This is a genomic window from Bradyrhizobium sp. CW1 (genome assembly GCF_023100665.1).
GTDB lineage: Bacteria > Pseudomonadota > Alphaproteobacteria > Rhizobiales > Xanthobacteraceae > Bradyrhizobium > Bradyrhizobium canariense_D.
On sequence record NZ_CP064684.1, the window covers coordinates 8,193,037 to 8,208,827 of the forward strand.

19 protein-coding genes and 1 tRNA gene are annotated in these 15,791 nt (G+C 63.3%); 8 read left to right on the plus strand and 12 right to left on the minus strand.

From position 1 onward, the window contains the following. Positions 1 to 28 precede the first annotated feature (28 nt). From lptB to IVB54_RS39080, 5 genes are all read right to left on the minus strand, one after another. Complete coding sequence (gene lptB, locus IVB54_RS39060) at positions 29 to 1,027, minus strand: LPS export ABC transporter ATP-binding protein (RefSeq protein WP_018455742.1); 999 nt, start codon at positions 1,025 to 1,027, stop codon at positions 29 to 31. A 266-nt stretch (positions 1,028 to 1,293) separates the two neighbouring features. Then, complete coding sequence (locus IVB54_RS39065; RefSeq protein WP_026233014.1) at positions 1,294 to 2,004, minus strand: LptA/OstA family protein; 711 nt, start codon at positions 2,002 to 2,004, stop codon at positions 1,294 to 1,296. 5 nt (positions 2,005 to 2,009) lie between these two features. Further along, positions 2,010 to 2,738, minus strand: coding sequence for an LPS export ABC transporter periplasmic protein LptC (lptC, locus tag IVB54_RS39070; protein ID WP_018455740.1), 729 nt, complete (start codon positions 2,736 to 2,738; stop codon positions 2,010 to 2,012). Positions 2,739 to 2,882: 144 nt separating this feature from the next. Beyond that, the gene (locus IVB54_RS39075; protein WP_007598566.1) at positions 2,883 to 3,497 is read right to left on the minus strand and encodes a ribonuclease D; all 615 of its coding nucleotides are present in this window, start codon (positions 3,495 to 3,497) and stop codon (positions 2,883 to 2,885) included. Positions 3,498 to 3,644: 147 nt separating this feature from the next. Then, complete coding sequence (locus IVB54_RS39080; RefSeq protein ID WP_018455739.1) at positions 3,645 to 5,168, minus strand: hypothetical protein; 1,524 nt, start codon at positions 5,166 to 5,168, stop codon at positions 3,645 to 3,647. Positions 5,169 to 5,967: 799 nt separating this feature from the next. On the opposite strand from IVB54_RS39080, the gene IVB54_RS39085 reads away from it, so the two are divergent. Beyond that, positions 5,968 to 6,429 carry a lysozyme inhibitor LprI family protein gene (locus IVB54_RS39085; protein ID WP_245288424.1) on the plus strand — a complete coding sequence of 154 codons (462 nt, stop codon included), beginning with the start codon at positions 5,968 to 5,970 and terminating at the stop codon, positions 6,427 to 6,429. Here IVB54_RS39085 and IVB54_RS39090 read toward each other — a convergent pair. Together IVB54_RS39090 and IVB54_RS39095 are read right to left on the minus strand one after the other, a co-directional pair. Beyond that, positions 6,416 to 6,601 (minus strand): hypothetical protein, encoded by a 186-nt coding sequence (locus IVB54_RS39090; RefSeq protein ID WP_157642950.1) that lies wholly within the window; start codon positions 6,599 to 6,601, stop codon positions 6,416 to 6,418. The genes IVB54_RS39085 and IVB54_RS39090 overlap by 14 nt on opposite strands. A gap of 44 nt (positions 6,602 to 6,645) precedes the next feature. After that, positions 6,646 to 6,732: transfer RNA gene (locus tag IVB54_RS39095), tRNA-Leu, on the minus strand. A 163-nt stretch (positions 6,733 to 6,895) separates the two neighbouring features. On the opposite strand from IVB54_RS39095, the gene IVB54_RS39100 reads away from it, so the two are divergent. After that, positions 6,896 to 7,861, plus strand: a complete 966-nt coding sequence (locus tag IVB54_RS39100; protein ID WP_018455737.1) for a complex I NDUFA9 subunit family protein — start codon at positions 6,896 to 6,898, stop codon at positions 7,859 to 7,861. Between the two features lie 33 nt (positions 7,862 to 7,894). On the opposite strand, the gene IVB54_RS39105 is transcribed toward IVB54_RS39100, so the two are convergent. After that, on the minus strand, positions 7,895 to 8,701 hold the full coding sequence (locus IVB54_RS39105) for an undecaprenyl-diphosphate phosphatase (RefSeq protein ID WP_026233013.1): 807 nt from the start codon (positions 8,699 to 8,701) through the stop codon (positions 7,895 to 7,897). A 170-nt stretch (positions 8,702 to 8,871) separates the two neighbouring features. Between IVB54_RS39105 and IVB54_RS39110 the strand changes: the two genes are divergently transcribed. The 3 genes from IVB54_RS39110 (at position 8,872) to IVB54_RS39120 (ending at position 11,701) form a co-directional block, all read left to right on the plus strand. Further along, positions 8,872 to 9,564 carry a glutathione S-transferase family protein gene (locus IVB54_RS39110; protein WP_018455735.1) on the plus strand — a complete coding sequence of 231 codons (693 nt, stop codon included), beginning with the start codon at positions 8,872 to 8,874 and terminating at the stop codon, positions 9,562 to 9,564. After that, a complete protein-coding gene (gene queG / locus IVB54_RS39115; protein ID WP_018455734.1) occupies positions 9,513 to 10,703 on the plus strand; it encodes a tRNA epoxyqueuosine(34) reductase QueG in 1,191 nt (396 codons plus the stop codon). The genes IVB54_RS39110 and queG overlap by 52 nt, the downstream gene beginning before the upstream one ends. Before the next feature lie 200 nt (positions 10,704 to 10,903). Continuing rightward, a complete protein-coding gene (locus tag IVB54_RS39120; RefSeq protein ID WP_018455733.1) occupies positions 10,904 to 11,701 on the plus strand; it encodes an acyl-CoA thioesterase domain-containing protein in 798 nt (265 codons plus the stop codon). A gap of 17 nt (positions 11,702 to 11,718) precedes the next feature. Here IVB54_RS39120 and IVB54_RS39125 read toward each other — a convergent pair whose 3' ends face one another. Continuing rightward, complete coding sequence (locus IVB54_RS39125) at positions 11,719 to 12,186, minus strand: nuclear transport factor 2 family protein (RefSeq protein WP_018455732.1); 468 nt, start codon at positions 12,184 to 12,186, stop codon at positions 11,719 to 11,721. 144 nt (positions 12,187 to 12,330) lie between these two features. Next, a complete protein-coding gene (locus IVB54_RS39130; RefSeq protein ID WP_018455731.1) occupies positions 12,331 to 13,143 on the minus strand; it encodes an alpha/beta hydrolase in 813 nt (270 codons plus the stop codon). A 249-nt stretch (positions 13,144 to 13,392) separates the two neighbouring features. Here IVB54_RS39130 and infC point away from each other — a divergent pair, with 249 nt between their 5' ends. Then, complete coding sequence (gene infC / locus IVB54_RS39135) at positions 13,393 to 13,932, plus strand: translation initiation factor IF-3 (RefSeq protein WP_085349942.1); 540 nt, start codon at positions 13,393 to 13,395, stop codon at positions 13,930 to 13,932. Between the two features lie 117 nt (positions 13,933 to 14,049). On the opposite strand, the gene IVB54_RS39140 is transcribed toward infC, so the two are convergent. Continuing rightward, positions 14,050 to 14,454, minus strand: a complete 405-nt coding sequence (locus IVB54_RS39140) for a hypothetical protein (RefSeq protein ID WP_026233012.1) — start codon at positions 14,452 to 14,454, stop codon at positions 14,050 to 14,052. A 270-nt stretch (positions 14,455 to 14,724) separates the two neighbouring features. Between IVB54_RS39140 and rpmI the strand changes: the two genes are divergently transcribed. Next, the gene (gene rpmI, locus IVB54_RS39145) at positions 14,725 to 14,925 is read left to right on the plus strand and encodes a 50S ribosomal protein L35 (RefSeq protein WP_007598540.1); all 201 of its coding nucleotides are present in this window, start codon (positions 14,725 to 14,727) and stop codon (positions 14,923 to 14,925) included. A gap of 81 nt (positions 14,926 to 15,006) precedes the next feature. Further along, on the plus strand, positions 15,007 to 15,366 hold the full coding sequence (rplT, locus tag IVB54_RS39150) for a 50S ribosomal protein L20 (RefSeq protein ID WP_007598538.1): 360 nt from the start codon (positions 15,007 to 15,009) through the stop codon (positions 15,364 to 15,366). Position 15,367: 1 nt separating this feature from the next. On the opposite strand, the gene IVB54_RS39155 is transcribed toward rplT, so the two are convergent. Then, complete coding sequence (locus IVB54_RS39155) at positions 15,368 to 15,778, minus strand: hypothetical protein (RefSeq protein WP_026233011.1); 411 nt, start codon at positions 15,776 to 15,778, stop codon at positions 15,368 to 15,370. Between the last annotated feature and the right edge of the window lie 13 nt (positions 15,779 to 15,791).

The following is a 15,791-nucleotide window of genomic DNA, read 5'->3' on the forward strand; positions in this document are numbered from 1 at the left end:
ACACGTCTTGACGAATTGGAAAAACGGGCTAGAGGCGGAATTCCTCGCCAAGGTAAAGGCGGCGCACGTCCGGATCGGCGACGATCTCATCCGGGCTCCCCTCGGTCAGGATCTCACCGGCATAGACGATGTAGGCGCGATCGGTGAGGCCGAGCGTCTCGCGCACATTGTGGTCGGTGATCAGCACGCCGATGCCGCGGTTGGTGAGATGGCGGACGAGGTCCTGGATGTCGCCGACCGCGATCGGATCGATGCCGGCAAAGGGCTCGTCGAGCAGCATGTAGTTCGGACGCGTCGCCAGTGCGCGCGCGATCTCGACGCGGCGCCGCTCACCGCCGGACAACGCAATCGACGGCGATTTCCTTAGGCGCGTGATGTTGAATTCGTCGAGCAGCGAGTCGAGCTGCTGCTCGCGCTTCTTGCGCGACGGCTCGACCACTTCGAGCACGGCGCGGATGTTCTGCTCGACGGTGAGACCGCGGAAGATCGAGGCCTCCTGCGGCAGATAGCCGATCCCGAGCCGCGCGCGCTGATACATCGGCAGCTTGGTGACGTCGTGGCCGTCGAGCTCGATCGCGCCGCGATCGGCCTTGATCAGGCCGGTGATCATGTAGAACACGGTGGTCTTGCCGGCGCCGTTGGGGCCGAGCAGGCCGACCGCTTCGCCACGGCGCACATAGATGCTGACGCCGCGCACGACCTGGCGGCTGCCAAAACTCTTTTCCACGCTATGCACAGCCAGGAAGCCCGGCCGCTTCAAGAGCTGAGGCCCGCCGGAACCGTTGGGCCTGCCGGCAGCCCTCACGGGATGAACCGCCTGGGCCCGGGGCTGCTCGGCTTGATAGTCCCCTTGGAACTGATCGGGTGCGTGCATCGGCTGGTTACGGGCGATCGGCGGCGCGTCCCTGACAGGGCTGGCCACGAGGCCGCCGACGCTGTCAGCGAGCGCGGTGATGTCCTGGCGCGCAAATCCTGGCCGGCCGCGTTTGGCGGGGCGCCGACGGAACATGCTGAAGAGATCGACCATCCCCGCCTTCTAGCCTTTCGCGACGATCCTGCGCGGTCTTCGCGCGATCTGCCACGCCGGCTTCAGGATTCGCCGACGCAGCATGAATGAAGGGATGTCTCATGCCCAGTGAAACACGCCCGAAAAGCGGCGAACCCCGCTTCGAAAGCCCTTCGCGCTAGATACAGTCTCGGCGCGCAAGCTTCAACCTCGGATCGGCGATGATCGACCCAAGCGTCTGAAATCATTCTTCAAATTTACTTTGACGGGCTTGGGTCTACGCTGACTTATTTGGGTTTAGTTGCGCCAGGCAATTGCAGAGGTCCCGCGCCGGGCTTGCCCGCGCCTCCGGATCCGCAATCATTGCCGCCGCCCTGCGGCAGCAGCGCCTGCACCCGGCCGCTATCGGATTCCACACGCGACACGCCCGTGGTCATGTCGACCGCCAGCCGGTCGCCGCGCAGCACGTTCTTGCACTGCGTCAAGACGACGCCCCCGAGCATGGTGATGAGGTTGGTGCGGGTGTCGAACACGGCGGTCTCGCCCGTGACCACCTGGTCCTTCTGGGTGACGACGACATTGCCGCGCGCCTCCAGTCGCTTGATCGAGGAGTTGCCGCCCGGTCCCGGCGTCGCCGACTGCATCGGCGCCCCCTTGGTCGCCTTTGCCGCAGGCTGTGGCGCGGCCGGCTTGTCGCCGCCCGAATCGTAAAACACCACCAGCGTCTTCGAGGTCATGGTGGTGTCGCCCTGAATGACCTTCACATTGCCGGAAAACGTCGCTTCCTTCTTCTTGTCGCGCATCTCGAGCGAGGCGGCCTCGATCTGGATCGGCTGATCGCGGTTCTGCGAGAAGCCCTGCATCGCGTTGGGCACGCCTTGCATCGTGCTCTGCGCGATCGCCGCACCCGTTGCGACCAGTGCGATGCCGACGGCGAGCGCGGCCGCACCCGGGATGACGCGCCGCTTGCCGTCGTTGCGCGGAAAAAACCTGATCATGAAAATCACTTTGAATTGGCGGACTTGTTCTGGGGCGTACGTGTCTTCGCAGCCGGCGCGGGTTCAGTCGGCGCGGGCTGAGTGGCGGCAGGATCGTCCAGCTTGTCGAGGTGCATCACCACATTCCCTTCGAAGCGGATGACGTCGCCGCCTTCCGTGATCCGCAGCCGATCGGCCGTCAGCGTTCCGTTGGTCAGCTTGACGTCGACATGCTCGTCCGAGGAGACCGTGCCCTTGCCCATGTCGACGAAGGCCGAGTTCAGCCGCGCCTCGTAGCCGGTCGAGGTGCGCAGGAAGATGTCCTTGTGCAGGTCGAGCTGCTGCTGCTTGTTGTCGAACCGTCCAGTGCGGGCATCGAGGAACAGGGTCGATTGGTCTTCCATCAGCACCTTCGCGCGCAAATCATGGAGATCGACATGATCGGGATCGGTGATGTCCTGGGTCGCGGTCTTGGCCCAGAGCTCGTAGGGCCGCTGGTCCGGCGTGAAGCCGGACATGTGCGGCGATTCCATCGTGATCTTCGTGCCAGTGACCACGAGATTTCCGGAGTCGAGCTTCACGGGGATCTGGAACGGGTTGAAAATGGTCGAGATGAGGACGAGCAGACCCATGGCCGCGGCCACTGTCGTCGGCACCGCGATGCGCAGAATCCGCACCAGGCGGCTGTGGCGCGCCGCGCTGGCGAACTTCGCCGCGAGCGCGGCGTCGTAGGTGACATTGTGGGCCGAATTCACCTGGGCTCCTGAGGTGTCGCTCGCCTTGTCCGGCTGGCGGGCGCCCCATTGTAGCCGGCAACGCCAAAATATGCAGCCCGCGACAGGCCGTTACGAAAGTGTCTGAAACGGGGCGACCGCCCAGCTTGGCCGCCGCGCTAAACTCTAGGAATGCGCGAAAATGTCCTCTTCGGCCCAGCCCTGGAGATCGAGCAAAGCGCGGGTCGGCAGGAAGTCGAAACAGGCTTTGGCCAGCGCCGTGCGGCCTTCCCGCGCCAGCATGGCATCGAGCCGCTCGCGCAAGCCGTGCAGATGCAGCACGTCGGAGGCGGCGTAGGCGAGCTGCGGCTCGGTCAGGCTGTCGGAACCCCAATCGCTCGATTGCTGCTGCTTGGAGAGGTCGACATTGAGCACCTCGCGCACGAGGTCCTTGAGGCCATGGCGGTCGGTATAGGTGCGGATCAGGCGGGAGGCGATCTTGGTGCAGTAGATCGGCCCGGTCATGACACCAAACGTCTGGTACAGCACCGCGACGTCGAACCGCGCAAAGTGGAAGATTTTCGTGTTCGCGGGATTGGCCAAAAGCGCCTTCAAGTTCGGCGCGTCGGTATGACCTTTGGGGATCTGCACCACGTCCGCGCTGCCGTCGCCGGGTGAGAGCTGCACCACGCAGAGCCGGTCGCGATGCGGGTTCAGGCCCATGGTCTCGGTGTCGATCGCCACCGCTCCGGTATAGCGGGACAGATCGGGCAGGTCGCCGCGGTGCAGGCGTACGGTCATGGCGTTTCAAACCTCAATCGAATCGGTGCGCTTTGCAGGCTAATCCCCGGCACAGACGCTGGCGAGGGCCGGCCGCGATGTATCCGCTGGCAGCCGCCGGCGCAAGCATCAGGCGCGGCTGGTCATACAGAGCCGCGGCGCTGGTCGTCATTGTCTTTTGGCTTCGCCGGCGAAACCGGATTGCGGCCTGACGTAAACGGTCTCGTAAGCGCCGGTGTATTGCTCGCGCCAGCCTCGCCGCTCCACCAGAAATCGCCGCAGCTGTTCGTGCGCCTTGACCCACAGCACGGCGTCGATCCGGTATTTGTCGAGCACCATGTCCCACGCGGCTTCGTCGATCTCCCAGCTCACCAGCTTGAAATAGTCGCGCAGCAAATCGTCCGGATAGGCGGTCGCGGCGCGACCGTCGACGAATGGGGGGACGGTGCCGTGCGTCGCGAAGATCAGGTAGCCGCCGACGTTCCAATTGTTCAGGACCCGCCGACCTGCGAGATGCTTTCGCAGATAGCCGGCATCTTCACTCGACAGCATCGGCGGAAGTGCGAGCGCCGGTGCAACGTTCAAATAGGCCATCGGCAGGGTGCCGAGACCGACGATGCCGGCGGCCAGCAACGCTCCCCTCACGTCCCGACCGGTGAGACGCTCAGGCAGCAAGCGGCTGAGGTGAAGCGCCATCGGCGCGGTCGAGAAAATGAAGAAGAAAGCGATGTACCTGAACTGATACAGTCCCAGAATCAGAAACAGCCAGGACATCAATCTCGGCTCGAGCGGGATCGGTCTGGAGTTTCTGTAGCGAAGCTCGAGCGCGACGAAGGCCAGCATGTACAGGATGCCGGGAATGCTGCCCGGCATTTCCATGTTGTGATAGTAGGACAGCCATTCGCCGATATTGCCCTGGACGAAGTGCCCCATCGTCGCGGCGGCACCGGCATAGATATTCCAGCCGAGCGGATTGATGGAGGTCGCGGCAAGGCACCCGATCCCCGCGAGAGCAAGGATCCGGAGCTCGGCCCAGGCCCCTCTGAGCACGGCGCCGCCGCAGAAGACGCCGATCACGAAAAAGCCGAGCAGAAAACCGCCATGCAGATTGGCCCAGAGCACCATCAACACGGGAAGCACGAACCATCGCGTTCGTCGCAGGCATTCGCGATAGAAGACGACGCAGAACAACATCGTGCATGTATTCGGCGAGACCGCGAGATACATGTTCGGCGAAGCTTCGTAAGCGGGATAGAGCAGGCAGGCCAAGAAGACCGAGACGCAGACCGCGATCGCCGACGCGCCGTAGCCGAGAGAGATCGCGGTCAGGATGCCGACGATCGCTGCGCCGCAGGCCACCGTCAGCAGGACGAGGCTGCCAAAGCCTGCGTATTGAAACGTCGCACTGGCAAGCGCGTCCCAGAGCCAGGACAGATTGAGCCATGGCTTGTCGCCGTGGGTGAACGACCAGGGGTCGTGGAGCGGGATGGCGTTGCGCTCCCGGATGATATCTCCGGCCGCCAGATGCCAGCCCAGATCGTAATGGCCGAGCAGAAGCGGCGCGTTCAAGACGTAGAACAGGCAGATGAACGAGATCAGGAACAGATAAATTCCCGATCTCAGGAGAAACGGGCTGATCGCGTTCGCAGCCTTGTCGAATGCCGGCTCGTGCCAGACCTGATGCTGATCCACCGCTTCCCCCACGATAAAGCGAGCCCGATGGCTCCGCGCTCGCCGACGGCCGGATGCGAGCCTGCCCGCTGACTAAGAGCTAGTTTGTCTAAAGCGGGGTAAATTCGGACGATGCAACCGAGGGGGGATTGGCGGAATGAAATTCCGCTCAACGGCGGGCTTCCGAGGTCTCCCAAGCAGCTGTTTACACTTGGAAATCTTCGAAGCGGACCTGCATCGTCTCATCCCCGAGCTGTTATTAATGGCATTGCTGGAAAATGCCCGAAATCGCTTCAGCTACCGGTTTCGGCAGCGGCGGCGGCGCAGTCACCGGCTTCGGGGGCGGAGGTGGTCTCACCGGCGGGAGCGATTCAACGACCTGGGTTGGGTGTGGTGCCCAGGAAAAGACTCGATCGTCACCTTCAGTTGTCCAAATGGAGGCCCGCGAGACCGCGACCGCGCAGCGTGGAGATCGCCAGTGCGTGCCTTAAGCGGTCCCGCCGTCATTATTCGTCAGCGTAGCTCCTGTTCCACATTCAGGTGAACCAACGCTGGGCCTTCGATGACCAAAGTTGCATGTATCACCTATTGGTCGAAAATCCCGTAAGTCAGGTCAAGGCACATCAAAGGCATTGATTGGAGAGGGCGTAGCCGAAGCCGCATACCCCCTCGTTTTCCCTTCGCACTCGCCGTCCGGCCCTTCCGCCACATCCGCCGGTCTACCGTCTCGCTGAGCTTCATGCGCTCGCAGTGGTGTTCTGTTCCATATTTTCGATGCGTCGAACGGAGATCTCCAATGAAGCTCAAACTTGCCGTCGCGATGCTCGCCGCAAGCCTCCCGATCGCATCGATGGCTTTCGCCCAAGGCATCGCGCCAGCCGAACTTGCGGTGATCGATGGCTGCCTGAAGACCGCGGAGAAAACCGGCGGTTTCGGCGGCGCGTGCGTTGGGCTCGTCGCCGACCCCTGCATCAAAGCGGCAGAGGGCGCGAATGACGATGTCGCCAAATGGAAAGCCTGCGCGGCGCGCGAACTCGCCATTTGGACGCAGAAAACCAATGAGGCGCTAAAGAAGGTTCAGGCCGGCGGGTTCGCCGACGCGATCAAGGCGGTCAATGACTCGCAGAAAACTTTCGCCGCGTCGCGTGATGGCTTCTGCGCGGTCTTCGACAAGGTCGATCCCGGCATGTACCGGGGCAGCGCGAGCTACTGCCGCCTGCGCGAGACCGCGAACCGCTCGCTGAGCCTGATCAAGCTCGGCGCCGCGGTCAACGAGCATTGAGACCTCTTAGGCGCTTGGGGTCATCAGCTTTGCCGACCTTTTCCCACATAGCGATGACGGCTTCGGCCGCGAGCGCGGTGGACGTCGGCGCGTAGCGCTTGCCTGAACGACTGAAGCCAGCCTCCAGATCGCCTGCGATCGCCGTGCCTCGGTTTTGAGTACCGGTCAGCAACTCAAATTCCCTGCAAAAGCGATTTCAATCGCTTGAGTAGGAGATGGTGCCCAGGAAAGGACTCGAACCTTCACGGCCGTTAAGCCACTGGCACCTGAAGCCAGCGCGTCTACCAATTCCACCACCTGGGCATGCCGGTTAGGCACGGAGGCGGTTACTACGGTTCGGTGACGCGGTTGTCAATTCATGCTTGAACCCCGCTTCGGGATGCGGATTGCGCATCGCAAACCGGCCCGATACAAGCCTGACGAGACGCACTCTTCCCGCAGGATATGGACCCCAGGAATGGATCCCATGGCATCGAATCTGGACACGCTCGTCACGGTTTTCGGCGGATCGGGGTTTTTGGGCCGGAATGTCGTCCGCGCGCTGTGCCGGCGCGACTACCGGGTCCGGGTCGCGGTGCGGCGGCCGGAGCTGGCCGGGTACCTCCAGCCCTCCGGCAAGGTCGGGCAGGTCCACACCGTGCAGGCGAATGTCCGTTATCCGGCCTCGATTGAGGCGGCACTGCGTGATTCGCAGATCGTGATCAATCTGGTCGGCATCCTCGCCGAGGGTGGCGCGCAGAGTTTTGACGCCGTCCAGGCCAAGGGCGCCGAGACCATCGCCAAGGCGGCCGCGGCCGCGGGGGCACAGCTGATCCATGTCTCGGCGATCGGCGCCGACGCGGAATCGCCCTCGCGCTATGCCAGGGCCAAGGCGGCCGGAGAAGCCGCGGTCCTGGCCGCGGTGCCGTCGGCGACGATCTTCCGCCCCTCCGTGATGTTCGGCCCCGAGGACCAATTCACCAACCGCTTCGCGGCGCTGGCGCGGATGTCGCCGGTGCTGCCGCTGATCGGCGGCGACACGAAGATGCAGCCGGTCTATGTCGGCGACGTCGCCACCGCGGTCGCGGATGCCGTCGACGGCAAGGCCAAGGCGGGCGCGACCTACGAGCTCGGCGGCCCGGAAGTCCTGACCATGCGCGAGATCATCGAGGCCATTCTCGCGATTGCCGATCGCAAGCCGATGCTGATGCCGCTGCCGTTTGGCCTCGCCCGCTTCAAGGCCAACTTCCTGCAATTCGCGCCGGGCGCGCTGAAGCTGACGCCGGACCAGGTCACGCTGCTCGCGCGCGACAATGTCGTGTCGGACGCGGCGAAGGCCGCTGGGCTAACGCTGGAAGGCCTCGGCATCGCGCCCGACTCGCTTGAAGCGATCGCCCCGCAATATCTCTGGCGTTTCCGCGCCGCCGGGCAATTCCAGCGCAAGAGCGCGTAACCATCCCCGCAGTCAATTGTTTGAAGTTCGGGGTTACCGCCCCAGTGCCAGCGCGATCAGGCCGAGGGTGCCGACGATCACGCGCCACCAGGCGAACACCACGAAGCCGTGGCGGGTGACGTATTCCAGGAACGTCTTCACCACGATGATGGCGGTGACGAACGACACCACGAAGCCGATCGCGACGATGCCCATGTGGTCCATCGTCATCTCGGAGCGGTTCTTGTAGAAATCGTAGGCGAACGCGCCGATCATGGTGGGAATGGCGAGGAAGAACGAGAACTCCGCCGCCGCGCGCTTATCGGCCCCGAGCAGCATGGCGGAGACAATGGTTGCACCGGAGCGCGACACGCCCGGGATCATCGCCAGACACTGCGCGATACCGATGTAAAGATACATCAGCAGCGGAAACCGGGTGGCGTCATGCTCGCGCGCCTTGAGATCGAGCTTGTCGACCCAGAGCAGGATGGCGCCGCCGACGATCAGCGAGAAGCACACCACCCAGGGATTGAACAGCAGACTCTTGATGTATTTGCCGCCGACGAGACCGACGATGACGGCGGGAAGGAACGCCACCAGCACGCCGATCACGAAGCGGCGTGCATAGACGTCACCCGTGAACATCCCGATCGCGACGTCCCACAATTTCTTGAAGTACAACACGACGATCGCGAGGATCGCGCCGAGCTGGATCAGGACCGTAAACGAATCCCAGAACGCGCCTTCGCCGAGATGGAAAAAGCGCTCAGCAAGCAGCAAATGGCCGGTCGAGGACACGGGAAGGAACTCGGTCACACCCTCGATGATGCCGAGGATCACTGCCCGTATTGCATCTGACATATTTACGGTCCATTTCGGCTGGAAAAGCGGGGCTCTTCTCGCCCATCCGCTCCCTTGCTGCAATCGCAAAATGCAGCGTCGCGCCCTTGCTTCGCGGTTTTGAATGACTAGTGTGGCGCCGCACAAAACATTGATGGATTCTTAAGCACCATCACATAGTCAAAGGCTTCATGTTTACGCTGTTTCATCATCCGTTCTGTCCGCATTCGCGGTTCATCCGCCTGATCGCGGGAGAATACGGGCTTGAGCTGAAGCTGATCGAAGAGCGCAGCTGGGAGCGGCGCGAAGCATTTCTGCTGCTCAATGCGGCGGGCACGACGCCCGTCCTGGTGGACGACGAGCAGCCGCCGATCCCGGGCGCGGCGATCGTCGCCGAATATGTCGACGAGGCCTATGGCTCTGAGATGGGACTTAAGCGCCTGATGCCGGACACGATCGGCGAGCGCGTCGAGGTCCGCCGGCTGATGGCCTGGTTCAACGAAAAGTTTTTCGAGGAAGTCTCCCACCCGCTCGTCACCGAGCGCATCTACAAGCGCTTCATGAGCGAGGACAACGGCGGGGGCCCGCCCTCGGCCGACGTGATGCGCGCCGCCAAGGCAAACGTGCGCTATCATCTGGCCTATATCGGCTGGCTGGCGCAGACGCGTAATTTCCTCGCCGGCGACCGGCTCACCTACGCGGATCTCGCCGCCGCGGCGCACCTCTCGGCGATCGACTATCTGGGCGACGTGCCATGGAGCGAGGACGACGCGGCAAAGGCCTGGTACGCACGGGTGAAATCCCGCCCGTCGTTCCGTCCGCTGTTGAGCGAATGGCTGGCGGGCGTGCCGGCGTCGCGGACCTACGTGGACCTGGACTTCTGAACTCCGATCCGACCGAACTGAAGACGGCGCTGGCAAACGAAGCACGTGCGCTCGGCTTCGACTGCATCGGCATTACGGAGCCCGGCACGATCGAAAGCGCCGGAAAACACTTTCTCGAATTCATCGCATCCGGCGGCCATGGCGACATGGACTGGCTCGCCGCGCAGCCGGAGCGCCGGGTCGATCCCCGCGGGCTGTGGCAGGACGTGCGCAGCGTCATCATGCTCGGCGTCAATTACGGCCCCGACCAGGATCCGCTCGCGATCCTGCAACAGCGCACGCGCGCGGCGATCTCGGTCTATGCGCAGGGCGACGACTATCACGACCTCATCAAGAAGCGCCTGAAGGCACTGGCGCGATGGCTGGTCGCGACCGCAACTTGTGAGGTGAAGCCTTGTGAAGTGAAAGTATTCGTCGACACTGCGGCCGTGATGGAGAAACCGCTGGCGCAAGCCGCGCATCTGGGCTGGCAGGGCAAGCATACCAATCTGGTCTCGCGCGAATTCGGCTCATGGCTGTTTCTCGGCGCGATCTACACCACGCTGGAACTGCCGCGCGACGACGCCGAGATCGATCATTGCGGCTCGTGCCGGGCGTGCCTCGACATCTGCCCGACCGCGGCCTTTCCCGCGCCCTACAGGCTCGATGCGCGGCGCTGCATCTCGTATCTCACCATCGAGAACAAGGGCCCGATCCCGCGCGAATTTCGTAAAAGCATCGGCAACCGCATCTATGGTTGCGACGATTGCCTCGCCGCCTGTCCCTGGAACAAGTTCGCGCAGGAGGGCCGTGAGGCCAAGCTCGCCGCACGTGACGCTTTGCGCGCGCCAGGTCTTGCCGAGCTCGCACGGCTCGACGACGCTGCGTTTCGCGCGCTGTTCACCAAATCGCCGGTGAAACGCATCGGCCGCGACCGCTTTTTGCGCAACGTGCTGATCGCGATCGGCAACTCCGGTGATGCGGCACTGGCGGACGAGGCGCGGCGATTGCTGGAGGATGAGAGCGCGCTGGTACGCGGGGCTGCGGTATGGGCGCTGGGGCAGTTGGTGCCGCGGGATGAGTTCGAAACGATGAGAGCAACCGCCATAGCGCGCGAGCGTGATGACGGCGTGCGCGAGGAGTGGGAGCTCGCTTCCTAATCCTCGGTGTCATGCCCCGGCTTGACCGGGGCATCCAGTACGCCGCGGCCTATCGATTCAATCACGAGCGCCGCGGAGTACTGGATCGCCCGGTCAAGCCGGACGATGACACCGTTGTTGTGGTAAGAGCGCTTCGCGCCTCCTCACCACGAGGATTGAGCATCTTGATTTCCCCGCACGTTCCTCCAAGCTCGCGCGTCATGACAAACATGCCTTTCTTCACCCGCGACGGCGACACATTCCACCCGACGGAAGTCGCCAATGGGCCGTGGGATCCGACATCGCTGCACGGACGCGTCATCGTCGGCCTGCTCGGCTTCGCCATCGAGGAGCGCCATTCCGGTCCTGAATTCGTGCCGGCGCGGCTGACCGTCGATATGTTTCGGCTGCCCACCATCGACAAGCCGATCGAGGTGACGACACGGCTGGTGCGCGACGGGATGCGCATCCGCGTCGTGGAAGCAGAGTTCTTTTCCGGCGGCATCGGCATGGCGCGCGCCTCGTGCCAGCTGTTACGGCGAACGCAGAATCCCGACGGCAATGTCTGGTCGCCGCCGAACTGGGACGTGCCGAAGCCGGCCGACATTCCCAAGCCGACCGATCCCAGGCTCGGCATGAACGGCAAATGGACCACGCGACCGATCGTCGGTCACATGGGCTCGCTCGGGCCACGAAAGCTCTGGATGAGCGAGGTGCGCGAGCTGGTCGCGGGCGTGCCGATGACGCCGTTCGTCCATGTCGCCATCGGCGCGGACTTCGCCAGTCCGTTCGCGAACGCCGGCGACAAGGGGCTCGGCTACATCAACAGCGACGTCACGATCTATCTGCACCGCCTGCCGGTGACGAACTGGATCGGCTTCGAGGTGGTGAACCACCAGGCCACCGACGGTGTGGCGATCGGCGAATGCTGGCTCTATGACGAGCAGGGCCCGATCGGCACCGCCACTGTCGCGGCGCTGGCGCAGCGCAAGCCGATGGTAAATCCGTCGAAGCGGTAGGTGCGCAAGAACGACGGCTAACCCAAATGTCGCTTCATCTCCGGCCGCGCCTTGAGCTCCGCGCCCTGTCTGGCGACGATCTTCGCAATCCGTTCCGGCGCAAACTTCAAATCGACAAACGCCGGCGCGGTGTTGGCGACCTCGTGATAGCTGACGATCCTTCCGTCCCGGAGCGTCATGATCGCCACGCCCTCGAACATCGCCCGCGCGCCATCAGCCTCCGGCAAGATCGAGCGATAGCTGAACGTGTAGCGCGCATAGAGCGTGGTGCCGTTCGACACCGGGTCGTGCATGTCCCAGCGAAAGTCGGTCGCCGTGCGATAGAACCAGTCGTCGATCATCGCGGCGATCTTCTCGCGGCCGGCGAAGGCGCCATAGAACACGTCGTGATAGACGCCGTCCTCGGTGAAGAGATCCGCAAAGGCTTTTCCGTTGCGTTGTTCGACGGCGTCGCAGAAGGCGCGCAGCATGGCGGTGGTGGTCATCGGCGATTCTCCCCTCCCATTCTCAGTCATGCCCCGACCGGGGCATCCAGTACGCCGCGGCTTCTCGGCTTGAGCACGAGCGCCTCTGGAATACTGCATCGCCCGATCAAGTCGGGCGATGACACCGAGTGCTAGGTGACGATTTCACCCGATCTCGGCCACGGCGGCAAGAATGCGGGCGATGTCCTGCGGGCGCGAGAGGCGGTGATCGCCGTCCTGGATCATGGTCAGCACGACGTCGTCGGCCGGCAGGCGATGGGTCAGGGCGAACGCGTGCTGCCAGGGCACGTCAGGATCCTGCGCACCTTGCAGGATGCGGACGGGACAGCCGAGATCGATGGCGCTGCCGAGCAGGAGGTGGTTGCGTCCCTCCTCGATTAGATTCCGCGTGATCGGATAGGGCAAGCCGTCGCCATAGTTCGACGGTCTCAGCCAGACGCCTTTGGTCTCGATTTCTTTCTTCACCGCGGCCGGAAAATTCTTCCACATCAGCTCCTCGGTGAAATCGGGCGCCGGCGCGATCAGCACCAGGCCCGCCAGCGAGGCTTTGGCTTGCAGTTTCTTTTGCCGCTTTTTGATCTCGCGCGCGAGCAGCAGCGCCATCCAGCCGCCCATGGACGAGCCGATCAGGATTTGCGGGCCGTCGCAGAACCGCTCGAATACCGCGACGCTTTCCTCGAGCCAGCGCCCGATGGTTCCGTCGACGAAATCGCCACCGGATTCGCCGTGGCCGGAATAATCGAACCGGACCACGGCGCGGCCGTGATCCCGGGCCCATTCGTCCAGCGCCACGGCCTTGCTGCCCTGCATGTCCGACTTGAAACCGCCGAGCCAGACCAGCCCAGGTCCTTGACTTGATTCTTGGGCCGCGCGGCGGCGCACCGCGATCCGGCGTGTGGACGGGCCTTCGCCCACATCGATGAAGTCGAGCACGGCATCGGGAATTGGGTGATTCATGGAACGTTTACTCTGGCTGTGCGGTTTGAGCTGTCCGGACGTGCTCCGCAGCGCAGCCGGACGTCGGCATTGGCCCTTTGGGACGCTTGCGGAACAGAAGCAAGGTGTCTATGTCCCTCTGCGTGCCCCGCCGTGGCCAAAATGCCTCGCATTTGAGGCTTTTTCGACCGCCGCACGAGCGATTGCTTGCCGGCAACCGTATCTTCCTGCAAAATAGCCGCCTCTTTTCATAACTTTGGAGAACCACCCATTCGCCGTCCAAATAAAGCCCCGCCCACTGCCGCCAAAGACGGGCCGCGCATCAATGACGATATTCGCAATGCGCAGATCCAGCTGATCGATCAGACCGGTGACAACAAGGGCACCATCGAGACCGTCGCGGCTATCCGCTTGGCCCAGGAAGCCGGCATGGATTTGGTCGAGATCTCGCCGAACGTCAGCCCTCCCGTCTGCAAGATCATGGACTACGGGAAGTATAAGTATTCCGCGCAGAAAAAAGCCGCCGAAGCCCGCAAGCGGCAGAAGATCGTCGAGATCAAGGAGATCAAGCTCCGCCCGATGATCGACGACCACGATTACGAAGTGAAGATGCGCGCCATGCAGCGGTTCTTCGAAGAAGGCGACAAGGTCAAGATCACCCTGCGCTATCGTGGCCGCGAAATGGCGCACCAGGAGATCGGCACCAAGCTGCTCGACAAGATCAAGACCGACGTCGCCGAGCTCGCCAAGGTGGAGCAGGACGCGCGGTTCGAGGGCCGTCAGGTCGTCATGGTGCTGGCGCCGCGCTGACGCTGGTTCTTTAGGCTGAAGAATTCAACGGCCCGTCCGGATCTCCGGCGGGCCGTTTTGTTTTTTTGCCTCTCCCGCTTGCGCAAGAGAGAGCGCACCGTCCTCTGGAGGCGATAATTACGTCCTCGTCGCATGCCAGGTGCCGCTGCACTGATCGCCGGAGATGATACCCCTCCACGAACCGGCGCCGTTCACGCCAGCGAGGCGGCCGCCGCCGCTGGCATGGGAGGCCCCGACCGAGACCTGGACCGCGACGGTACCGCTGCGATTGACCCTGCCGGAGACCCGACCGCCGCCGGCGGACGACACTCGGCTGCCGGTGACGGTGAAGGGGACGCTGTAGCCCGAGCTGCAATTGCCGCGGGTGGTGGCGAAGGTGACGTTCCAGACGCCGTCATAGCCGCGGATGCGCGCATTGGCACTCGACGGAAACGCGGCCATGGCGAGCACGGCCAACAGCGCCAGGCAGCGCGGACGAGCGACATCAGTCAAGGACGACAGCGTTTGGGAAAAAGGGGGCATTCTGGTCCTGCTCCGGGTCACACGGCTCGGACATGAGGTTAGCAATTCCGGATAGTCGCCGGCTAGGTTCCACCGGTTCATCGTTGCCAATTCGCCCGTCCTCTGTCATAAGCCCAGCCTTCATTGCCCGGCTGATTAAGGGCTGCCGTGGCGGTGTCCGTGCGGGTTTCGCGCTTGTTCGTAAAACCTGAGCACAATCAACGCTCTAACGAGCATTTTGACGGCCAGCCGCCTTTGCGGGCGGATTTCTATGGCCATTAGGAGAGCCAAATGCCCAAGCTGAAGACCAAATCGGGCGCTAAAAAGCGCTTCAAGGTGACTGCCACCGGCAAAGTGATGTTCGCTCATCGCAGCAAGCGTCACGGCATGATCAAGCGGACGAAGAAGCAGATCCGGCAGCTGCGCGGCACCGCCGTGCTGTTCAAGACCGACGGCGACAACGTCAAGAAGTACTTCTTGCCGAACGCCTGATCGCGTCCACGATCATTGCCACCCGCGCCGCAGCTTTCGCGGCGATCCGAACATCAAGTCATCTTTCGAAGGATTTTTGTCATGGCTCGCGTCAAACGCGGTGTGACCGCCCACGCCAAGCACAAGAAAGTCTACAAGGCCGCCAAGGGTTTCCGCGGCCGCCGCAAGAACACGATCCGCACCGCCAAGCCGGCGGTCGAGAAGGCTCTCGTCTATGCCTTCCGTGATCGCAAGCGCAAGAAGCGGACGTTCCGCGCGCTCTGGATCCAGCGCATCAACGCCGCCGTGCGTCCGTTCGGCCTGACCTACAGCCGCTTTATCGATGGCATGGCCAAGTCCGGGATCACCGTGGACCGCAAGGTGCTGTCGGATCTCGCGATCAACGAGCCCGCGTCGTTCCAGGCGATCGCCGAGAAGGCCAAGGCCGCTCTGGCGGCCTGAGCTAGCGGCCGGCTCCGCCGGCCTTCAGCGCGCGTTGCGAGTAGCGCCGGGCGACCTCCGCCCGGCAGAATGCCGTGAACGACAGATACATGGTGCCGGATTTATTCCGGTACTTCCGGTCACACACGCGCATCTCGCGTTGGTAAGCCTGTTTCCGCGCCATGTTGAGGCCGGGCATGAAGTCCGCCTCGCATTTCTTCTCGACGGCGGCGCCGAGCTGGACATCGCCGCTCGCGGTCAATTGGCAATCCTGAAACACCTTGATCGCGCTTTCGCAGCCCTTCTGAGCAGCGATGGTGTCGACGACCTCGTCCAGCGTCATGGATTTCTCCATGCACACCATGGCGCGCGCCGGGTTGCCGGCGACCAAGAGAACGGCGGCGACAGCAGCCAGACCGGATCTTGAGAGCATCGCGAAAGCCTCC